The 8,462-nt window shown below is 73.6% G+C and carries 8 protein-coding genes; 7 read left to right on the top strand and 1 reads right to left on the bottom strand.

Annotated features, from left to right (window positions below):
- Positions 1–174 precede the first annotated feature (174 nt).
- Entirely contained in the window at positions 175–846 is a 672-nt protein-coding gene (locus ACWD12_RS19095; RefSeq protein ID WP_450100494.1) for a class F sortase, read from the top strand.
- Between the two features lie 219 nt (positions 847–1,065).
- Here ACWD12_RS19095 and ACWD12_RS19090 read toward each other — a convergent pair whose 3' ends face one another.
- Positions 1,066–3,036: an FAD-dependent monooxygenase gene (locus tag ACWD12_RS19090; protein WP_450100493.1), complete on the bottom strand. Its 1,971-nt coding sequence runs from the start codon at positions 3,034–3,036 to the stop codon at positions 1,066–1,068.
- A 171-nt stretch (positions 3,037–3,207) separates the two neighbouring features.
- Between ACWD12_RS19090 and ACWD12_RS19085 the strand changes: the two genes are divergently transcribed.
- The 6 genes from ACWD12_RS19085 (at position 3,208) to ACWD12_RS19060 (ending at position 8,379) form a co-directional block, all read left to right on the top strand.
- Positions 3,208–4,374, top strand: a complete 1,167-nt coding sequence (locus tag ACWD12_RS19085; RefSeq protein WP_450100492.1) for a SchA/CurD-like domain-containing protein — start codon at positions 3,208–3,210, stop codon at positions 4,372–4,374.
- 139 nt (positions 4,375–4,513) lie between these two features.
- Entirely contained in the window at positions 4,514–5,005 is a 492-nt protein-coding gene (locus ACWD12_RS19080) for a cupin domain-containing protein (RefSeq protein ID WP_358365073.1), read from the top strand.
- Complete coding sequence (locus ACWD12_RS19075) at positions 5,002–6,297, top strand: beta-ketoacyl-[acyl-carrier-protein] synthase family protein (RefSeq protein WP_450100491.1); 1,296 nt, start codon at positions 5,002–5,004, stop codon at positions 6,295–6,297. The genes ACWD12_RS19080 and ACWD12_RS19075 overlap by 4 nt, the downstream gene beginning before the upstream one ends.
- Positions 6,297–7,526 (top strand): beta-ketoacyl synthase N-terminal-like domain-containing protein, encoded by a 1,230-nt coding sequence (locus tag ACWD12_RS19070; RefSeq protein ID WP_450100490.1) that lies wholly within the window; start codon positions 6,297–6,299, stop codon positions 7,524–7,526. The genes ACWD12_RS19075 and ACWD12_RS19070 overlap by 1 nt, the downstream gene beginning before the upstream one ends.
- Before the next feature lie 105 nt (positions 7,527–7,631).
- Positions 7,632–7,889, top strand: coding sequence for an acyl carrier protein (locus ACWD12_RS19065; protein WP_358365065.1), 258 nt, complete (start codon positions 7,632–7,634; stop codon positions 7,887–7,889).
- A 4-nt stretch (positions 7,890–7,893) separates the two neighbouring features.
- Positions 7,894–8,379, top strand: a complete 486-nt coding sequence (locus ACWD12_RS19060; RefSeq protein ID WP_358365063.1) for an SRPBCC family protein — start codon at positions 7,894–7,896, stop codon at positions 8,377–8,379.
- The last annotated feature ends 83 nt before the right edge of the window (positions 8,380–8,462 follow it).

Genomic DNA, 8,462 nt, shown 5'->3' with positions numbered 1-8,462 from the left:
CCCCGGGCGGCCCCCCCGCCGCCGGGGCCGCCCCCCCCGCCGGCCCCCCCCCCCCCGCCCACCGCCCCCGCCCCGCGGGGCCCCGCGACTCGTACCGCGATCTCCCCACCCGGAGCTCTCCGGGCCGGCCCGAGCCAAGCAGGACAACTATCTGTGTCTCCGGAGGACAGGCGAATGGGACGCGCAAAACTGACGGCCGTCGCCGCCGGTGCGGTAATTCTCGGCGTGGCCATGGTGGGCAACGACCTCAAGAGCGACAGCGAACCGCCGCAACCCGCGGCGGCGCGCGCGACGGCCCCCGCGGCCCCGGGGAACCCGGCGGCGGCCGCCCCGGCTCCGGCGCCCCCGGCACCGCCCGCCCCGGCACCTCCCGCGGCGCGGCCGATGAAGGCCTCCCCGCCGCTGCGGATCCGCATCCCCGCCATCGACGTCGACGCACCGGTCATCGGGCTGGGACTGGACGCCAAGGGCATCCTGACCGTGCCCCCGGCGACGAACCGGAACCTGGCCGGCTGGTACGAAGGCGGCGTGGCCCCCGGGGCTCGCGGCAACGCGGTGATGGTGGGCCACGTGGACACCAAGTCCGGCCCGGCGGTCTTCTGGGCCCTCGGCGGCCTCAAGAAGGGCGACAAGATCACCGTGGACCGGATGGACGCCAAGTCCGCGACGTTCGAGGTGGACTCGGTCGAGTCGTTCGCCAAGAACGCCTTCCCCGACGCCCGGGTGTACGGGCAGACCTCCGACGCCCAGCTGCGCGTGATCACCTGCGGCGGCGTGTACGACAAGAAGCAACGCGACTACCCCGACAACGTCGTGGTCTTCGCACACCTCGTGCCCGGCGGCTGACGCTCGCGAACCGCGACTGACGCCGCCCACTGAACGGCGGATGCCGCCGGACCCGAACAGTCCGGCGGCATCCGCCGTCCGCGTACGCGAGGGGGCAGGGGTGTCCTCCAACTTCCGCGGGCCCTGGCTGCCCCTTCGAGCGCTGCGTTGCGGCGCTTGGAAGGGCGGCCAGGGCCCGGCGGGAGCTCGGGGGCACGACCTATGTGCGCCCCGCGGCACTCATGTTCCGGCGACGCGCAGCGACAACGCCGTTGCCACGTCGCGCAGTTCACGCTTCGCATCGGCCGCGGCGCCGGGCGAACGCCAGGCCACGAACCCGTCGGGCCGCACCAGGACCGCGCCCTCACCGCCCACGCCGTGCAGTGCGGCCCAGTCCACGCCTTCCTCGGTGACGAGAACGTCGTCCGCCGCTCCGGCGTCCGAGGCCGCTTTGTCGGGGCCTACCCGGTAGACCGCCAGGTGCGCGCCCAGGGAGGCTGCCGCCTGCCGCCACGGTTCCCCGGCCGGCCCATCGCCGGTCAGCAGCACGTACCGCGTCTCGTACAGGTCCAGGAGCGACACCCGCTCGCCCACGCGGCGCACCCAGGCGTGCGGCGCCCGGGTGCCCGGCTCACCGTTCGGCGGGCGGAACGCCTCCGGCACGACGGGCGCTTCGGGGTCGCCGCCGACCACGGCCCCGGCCGGATAGCGGTATCCGAGTACGACGCCGAGTACGCCGGGCTGCCGCCCCGCACCCCCGGGGGGCCCGCCTGCGGCACCTCCGGGAGGTCCGCCTGCGGCAACTCCGGGAGGCGGCCCGCCCGCCGGTGGCCGGGCCGCCGGCCGCCCGGCCGTCGTATGCGGCCCAGGGACCGGACGCTCGGCCACAGGGGGCCCCGCGACCGGCGGCCCCGCGACCGGCGGCCCGGCCACCGGGGGCCCCGCGATCGGCGGAGCCGCGTAGCCCGGGTGGCTGTGCTCGGCCGAACGCGTGGAGGCGCGCGTCGCGGTCGCCAGCGCCACCGGGCGCCGCTCCGCCTCGTACGTGTCCAGGAGCCCGGGATCCGCGTGCCCGCCGAGCACCGCCGCGAGCTTCCACGCCAGGTTGTGCGCGTCCTGGATGCCGGTGTTGGAGCCGAACGCACCCGTCGGCGACATCTCGTGGGCGGAGTCGCCGGCCAGGAACACCCGTCCGTCGCGGTACCGGTCGGCCACCCGTTCGGCGGCGTGCCATGGGGCCTTTCCGGTGATTTGTACGTCCAGATCCGGCACCCCCATCCCGGCACGGATGTGCGCGACGCAGCGCTCGTCGGTAAAGGCGTCGAGCGACTCGCCGTCCTCGGGATGCCAGGGCGCGTGGAACACCCAGCGCTCGGTGTTGTCCACCGGCAGCAGCGCCCCCTCGCCCTGAGGGTGCGTCAAGTAGCAGACGATGAACCGGCGTTCGCCCACGAACTCGGCGAGGCGCTTGGAGGTGAAGGTGATGCTGACGTTGTGGAACAGGTCGCCCGGCCCGGACACCCCGATCCCCAGGCGTTCGCGCACGGGGCTGCGCGGGCCGTCGGCGGCGACGAGGTAGTCGGCCCGTACCGTCCGGCGCTCGCCGGTGTCGCGCGCCATCAGCTCCGCGGTCACCCCGGTGGCGTCCTGCGCGAACCCGACCAGTTCGGTGCCGAAGCGCACCGGTGCGCCCAGTTCGGCGGCGTAGCGCACCAGCACCGGCTCAAGGTCGTTCTGGCTGCACAGGCACCACGAGCTGGGTGAGAACCGGGCGAGGCCACCGCCCGGATCGATCTCCTTGAAGAGCCATTCCTGCCGGTCCCCGGCGATGGTCTCGGCCTGGAGGATGCCGTGGTTGTCGGCGAGCACGGCGGAGGCGTCCCGGATGCCCTGCTCGATGCCGGCGGTACGGAACAGCTCCATCGTGCGGACGTTGTTGCCGCGCCCCCGCGGATGCCGAGAGGTCCCGGTGTGCCGTTCCACCACCATGTGCCGGACCCCGAGCCGGCTCAGGAACACCGACGTCGACAGCCCCACCAGGGAACCGCCGACCACGAGCACGGGCACGTGCTCGACGCCGCCCGCGCCGCTCCCACCGCCCGCCCACGCCCGGCCCCCGCGCGCGCCGTCGCCGTCCACATTGCCCCCGCGCCGCTCGTCCCGGCGCCGCCGGTCCCGACGCCCCTCGTCCCCGCGCCCCTCGTCACTCATCGACATTCCGCCTTCTCGCTCGGCCCCGGGCATCCGCCGAAGTGGCTTGTGCCCGGCGACGGATCACGATCCGCGCCGCCTGTCGACATATCACCCATATGCCTTTAAAAGGTGCCTTCCGTCACATCCGCGTCCACGCTCGATTCCGGGGCCCACGAGCGAAGGACTGATATGGACACGACCGTCCGAGACCACAGCGACCGCACTGGGACGGCCCAGGGGCCGAGCGGATCGCGGCTGCGCGTGCTGTTGATGCTGGAGATCCACGAAGGCTCGCAGCAGCGCTTCCTGGACGCCTACGAGAGCATCCGCGACCAGGTCGCCCGGGTTCCGGGCCACCTGCGCGACCAGCTCTGCCAGTCCATCGACGATCCCACCCAGTGGCTCATCACCAGCGAATGGGCGGACTCGGACCGGTTCCTCGCCTGGGTCGACAGCCCGGAGCACCAGCTGATGGTCCGCCCGCTGCACGGCTGCGTGCGCGGCACCCGTTCGCTGCGGTACGCGGTGGCCCGCGAAACCGGCACGCTCCACCCGCCGGCCACCGGCCCGATCCCGTCCGGCGGCGAGCCGCGCACCGGCGCCGCGCCCGCCCTCCGCCCGCCGACCGCGGCGGCCGACGGCATCATCCGCTGCGCGCTGAGCTTCCCGGTCGAACCCGGCAGCTCGGCCGAGGTCGCCCGGATCCTGAGCGACTACGACCCGCCGGACCCGCACGTCGACGAGACCACGTCGCTGCGCCGTACCTCGGTCTTCATGCACGGCAACGTCGTCGTGCGGGCCATCGAGATCCGGGGCGACATGCGTGCCGCCCTGGCGCACGTCGCACGGCAGCCGCAGGTGCGCGCCGCCGAGGAGGCGCTCAACCCGTACCTGGTGGAGCCCCGCGACCTGGACGACCCGGAGGGCGCACGGGAGTTCTTCATGCGGGCGGCACTCGCGGAGGCGTTCCAGCGCACCGCCGCGCACGCCCGCGCCGGCGACGACCGCGCCGAGCGCAAGGCGTTCCTGTACCCGGTACGGCCGGGCGCCGCGGAGTCCGTCGCCCGCATCCTGGCCGCGCACGACGAGGAGTTCCTCGCCGACCCGGAAGGCCCGTTCGCGGGTGTCTCCGTGTACCTGCGCCAGGACCTCCTGGTCCGCGTGGTCGACCTGCGCCCCGGCGCCGGCGACGACCCGGCGGTCCTGCTCGGCATCCCGGCCGAGGCGGCGCCCCGGATCGGGCGCCTCCTGGACGAGCACCAGGCGGACCTGGCGGACGAGGCCGGCCTGCGGCGCCTGCTCGCGGCCTGCGCCATGACGCCGGTGACGGACCGGCACGCGGCCGACGTCTCCTGAGCGTTCCGTCGCCCGCCGCTCCCCCGCCGGTCCGGACCGGCCCGTCCGAAAGGACACGGCCGGTCCGGTCCGGCGGATCCTTCCAACCTTCGCGCGACGCGTACGCACGCGTCGCGCCGGCCACTCGGAGGTGGCACGCATGACCGCACCGATCAAGGACACAGCTCCCCAGCCCGAATCACCGGCGTCCGACGGCCAGGCCTGCTGCGCCGCGTCCGTCCGCATCGTCGGCCTGGACGACGTACCACCCAACGTGCGCCGCGGCGGCGACCTCCGGGTCACCCTGAGCCCCACGACAGTCGGTTCGACCAGCGGGTTCATGGGGGTGGCGCTGCTGGCCCCGGGCGAGACCATCTCGGAGCACTACCACCCGTACTCCGAGGAGTTCGTGCACCTGGTGCAGGGCGAGCTCGAGGTGGACCTCGACGGCGTGACCCACCAACTGCGGGCCGAGCAGAGCCTGATGATCCCGCGCGAGATGCGGCACCGGTTCCGCAACGCGAGCCGTACCGAGGCGCGCATGGTCTTCCAGCTCGCGCCGCTCGCCCCCCGGCCGGAACTGGGCCACGTGGACACCGAGTCCCCGGCCGACCCGGCCGAGCCGCATCCCGGCATCGGCGGCGCGACGTGAAGCACCGTGTGGTGGTCACCGGCGTCGGCGTCGTCGCCCCGGGCGGCGTCGGCGTGCCGGCCTTCTGGGACCTGCTGACCGCCGGACGCACCGCGACCCGGGGCATCACCTTCTTCGACCCGGCGCCCTTCCGCTCCCGCATCGCCGCCGAGTGCGACTTCGACGCCGCCGCCTCGGGGGTCAGCGCGAAGCGGGCCGGACGTGCCGACCGCTACGTGCAGTTCGCACTCGCCGCGGCGGCCGAGGCGGTCCGCGACAGCGGGATCGACCTGGGCGGCGAAGACCCCTGGCGCATCGGCGTGTCCCTCGGTACGGCCGTCGGCGGCACGACGCGCCTGGAGCACGACTACGTCGGCGTCGCCGTCCGTCCGGACGGCGTGCGCTGGGACGTCGACCACCGCGCGGCCGACCCGTTCCTGCACCGCGCCTTCACTCCCGCGGCGCTCTCCTCCGAGGTCGCCGAGGAGTTCGGCGCGCGCGGGCCGGTGCAGACGGTGTCGACCGGGTGCACCTCGGGTCTCGACGCGGTCGGGTACGCCGCACACGCGATCGAGGAGGGCCGCGCCGACATCTACCTCGCCGGCGCGTCGGACTCCCCGATCTCGCCCATCACGGTCGCCTGCTTCGACGCCATCAAGGCCACCTCCACGCGCAACGACGACCCGGCGCACGCGTCGCGTCCGTTCGACGCGCACCGCGACGGGTTCGTCCTCGGCGAGGGCTGCGCGGTGCTGGTCCTGGAGGAGATGGGTCACGCGCTGCGGCGGGGCGTGCCGATCTATGCCGAGATCGGCGGGTTCGCGACGCGCGGCAACGCGTACCACATGACCGGGCTGACCCGTGAGGGTCTGGAGATGGCGGAGTCGATCAGCCGGGCCCTCGACGACGCCCGGCTCGACCCGACCGCCGTCGACTACGTCAACGCGCACGGTTCGGGGACCCAGCAGAACGACCGCCACGAGACCGCCGCCGTCAAGCTCGCCCTCGGCGAGCACGCCCGGACGACCCCGATGACCTCCATCAAGTCGATGGTCGGCCACTCGCTCGGCGCGATCGGCGCGATCGAACTGGCGGCCTGCGCCCTGGCGATGGCCCACGGCGTGGTGCCGCCCACCGCGAACTACGAGACGCCCGACCCCGAGTGCGATCTCGATTACGTGCCCGGTACCGCCCGCGAAGCAGCCCTCGAGACCGTGCTGTCGGTCGGCAGCGGGTTCGGGGGCTTCCAGTCCGCCGTGGTCCTGGACCGCCGTTCGGTGGACGGACCGATCCGCTCGGGGAGTGCGCAGTGATGGACACGACACGACGCGCGGTCGTCACCGGAATGGGCGTCGTCGCCCCGAACGGCATCGGCACCGACTCGTTCTGGAAGGCCACGCGCGAAGGCACGCCGCGGCTGACCCGCATCACCCGTGACGGCTGCGACCACCTTCCGCTGACGGTGGCCGGGCTCATCGAGGACTTCGATCCCGTCGGCACGGTCGAGGACAAGTTCCTCGTACAGACCGACCGGTTCACGCACTTCGCGCTGCACGCCGCCGACCAGGCGCTGCGCGACGCGGGGACGCCGGATCTGCCGGAGTACGCGATCGGCGTGGCCACCGCGAGCAGTTCCGGCGGCGGCGCGTTCGGACAGCGGGAGCTGCAGAACCTGTGGGGCACCGGGCCCGAACTCGTGGGCCCGTACCAGTCCATCGCGTGGTTCTACGCCGCGAGCACCGGCCAGATCTCCATCCGGGGCGGCTTCAAGGGGCCGTGCGCCGTTCTCGCCGACGACGAGGCCGGCGGCCTGGACGCGATCGCGCATGCCGGGCGTTCGATCATGCGCGGCGCGGACGCCATGGTCGTCGGGGCCGCCGAGGCGCCGATCGCCCCGTACTCGATGGTGTGCCAGCTGGGCTACCGCGAGCTGAGCCGGGCCGACGACCCGGCGCGCGCGTACCTGCCGTTCGACGCCGCCGCCTGCGGTTTCGCGCCGGCCGAAGGCGGTGCGGTGCTGGTCCTGGAGGAGCGCGAGGCGGCGGAGCGGCGCGGTGCGGCGATTCGCGCCACGGTCGCGGGACACGGTGCCACCTTCACCGGGACCGACGACTGGGCCGCCTCCCGCCAGGGGCTCGCCCGCGCGATCGGGCAAGCGCTCGCCGAGGCCGGCGTGGGCCCGGACGAAATCGACGTGGTGTTCGCCGACGCCCTCGCGGTACCCGCCGCCGACCAAGCCGAAGTGCTGGCGCTGGGCGACGCGTTGGGGGCGCATGCGGCGAACGTCGCGGTCACCGCGCCCAAGGCCGGCATCGGCCGCGCGTACTGCGGCGGACCGGTCCTGGACGTGGCCGCCGCCGTCCTCGCGATGGAGCACGGGGTCATCCCGCCCACCCCCGGGGTGTTCTCCACCGACTACGACATCGACCTGGTGACCGGGCGGGCGCGGGCGGCGCAGGTACGCACCGCCCTGGTGCTGAGCCGCGGCCTCATGGGCTGCAACGCCGCGCTCGTGCTGCGCGGCGGCGACGCCAGCCCGTGAACCCGGCACCAGGCACCAGGCACCAGGCACCCCACACAGCCACAACCGGGCAGCGCGACCGCGCTCACGCAAGACGACGAGACGACGAGACGAAAGGACGCGCCCATGAACGGGCCCTTCACCTATGACGACCTGTCGGCCCTGATGAAGTCGTCCGCCGGCATCACCGCGGACCCGCAGGAGCTGGAGAACAGCGCCGATTCGGCCTTCGCCGATCTGGGGCTGGACTCCCTGGGCCTGATGGCCGTCGTCGGCGACATCGAGCACAGCCACGGCATCCCGCTCGGTGCCGACGCCGAACGCTGCAAGACCCCCCGCGAGTTCATCGACCTGGTGAACTCCCAACTCACCTCCGGAGTATGACGCGATGTCCGGACACACCGACAACAGCATCATCATCAACGCGCCGTTCGACCTGGTCTGGGACATGACCAACGACGTCGAGCGCTGGACCGACCTGTTCACCGAGTACGCCTCGGTCGAGGTGATGGAACGCGACGGCGAGAAGGTCACGTTCCGGCTCACCATGCACCCGGACGCGGACGGCAACGTCTGGAGCTGGGTGTCGGAGCGCGAGCCGAACCGCGAACTGCGCACCGTGTGGGCGCAGCGTGTGGAGACCGGGCCGTTCGCCCACATGCACATCCGCTGGGAGTACCACGACGAGCCCGACGGCGTGCGGATGCGCTGGGTCCAGGACTTCGCCATGAAGGACACCGCCCCGGTGGACGACGCGTGGATGACCGACAACATCAACCGCAACTCGCGCGTCCAGATGGAGATCATCCGCGACAAGATCCAGCAGCGCGCGGACGAGCTCGGCCTGACGATCGCACCCAGCCCCATCGGGTGACGCGCTTCCTCGCCGACGGTCTGTAGGCCGGTGGGGGGGGGGCCGGGGGGGGGGCCGGGGCCCCCCCCGCCCCCCCCCCCCCC

This window comes from Streptodolium elevatio, assembly GCF_053592165.1.
This window is presented reverse-complemented; position numbering and strand designations above follow the sequence as displayed.

Coding starts and splice junctions, on each gene's coding strand:
- ACWD12_RS19095 (WP_450100494.1), top strand. CDS start 175: ATGGGACGCGCAAAACTGACGGCCGTCGCCGCCGGTGCGGTAATTCTC.
- ACWD12_RS19090 (WP_450100493.1), bottom strand. CDS start 3,036: ATGAGTGACGAGGGGCGCGGGGACGAGGGGCGTCGGGACCGGCGGCGC.
- ACWD12_RS19085 (WP_450100492.1), top strand. CDS start 3,208: ATGGACACGACCGTCCGAGACCACAGCGACCGCACTGGGACGGCCCAG.
- ACWD12_RS19080 (WP_358365073.1), top strand. CDS start 4,514: ATGACCGCACCGATCAAGGACACAGCTCCCCAGCCCGAATCACCGGCG.
- ACWD12_RS19070 (WP_450100490.1), top strand. CDS start 6,297: ATGGACACGACACGACGCGCGGTCGTCACCGGAATGGGCGTCGTCGCC.
- ACWD12_RS19065 (WP_358365065.1), top strand. CDS start 7,632: ATGAACGGGCCCTTCACCTATGACGACCTGTCGGCCCTGATGAAGTCG.
- ACWD12_RS19060 (WP_358365063.1), top strand. CDS start 7,894: ATGTCCGGACACACCGACAACAGCATCATCATCAACGCGCCGTTCGAC.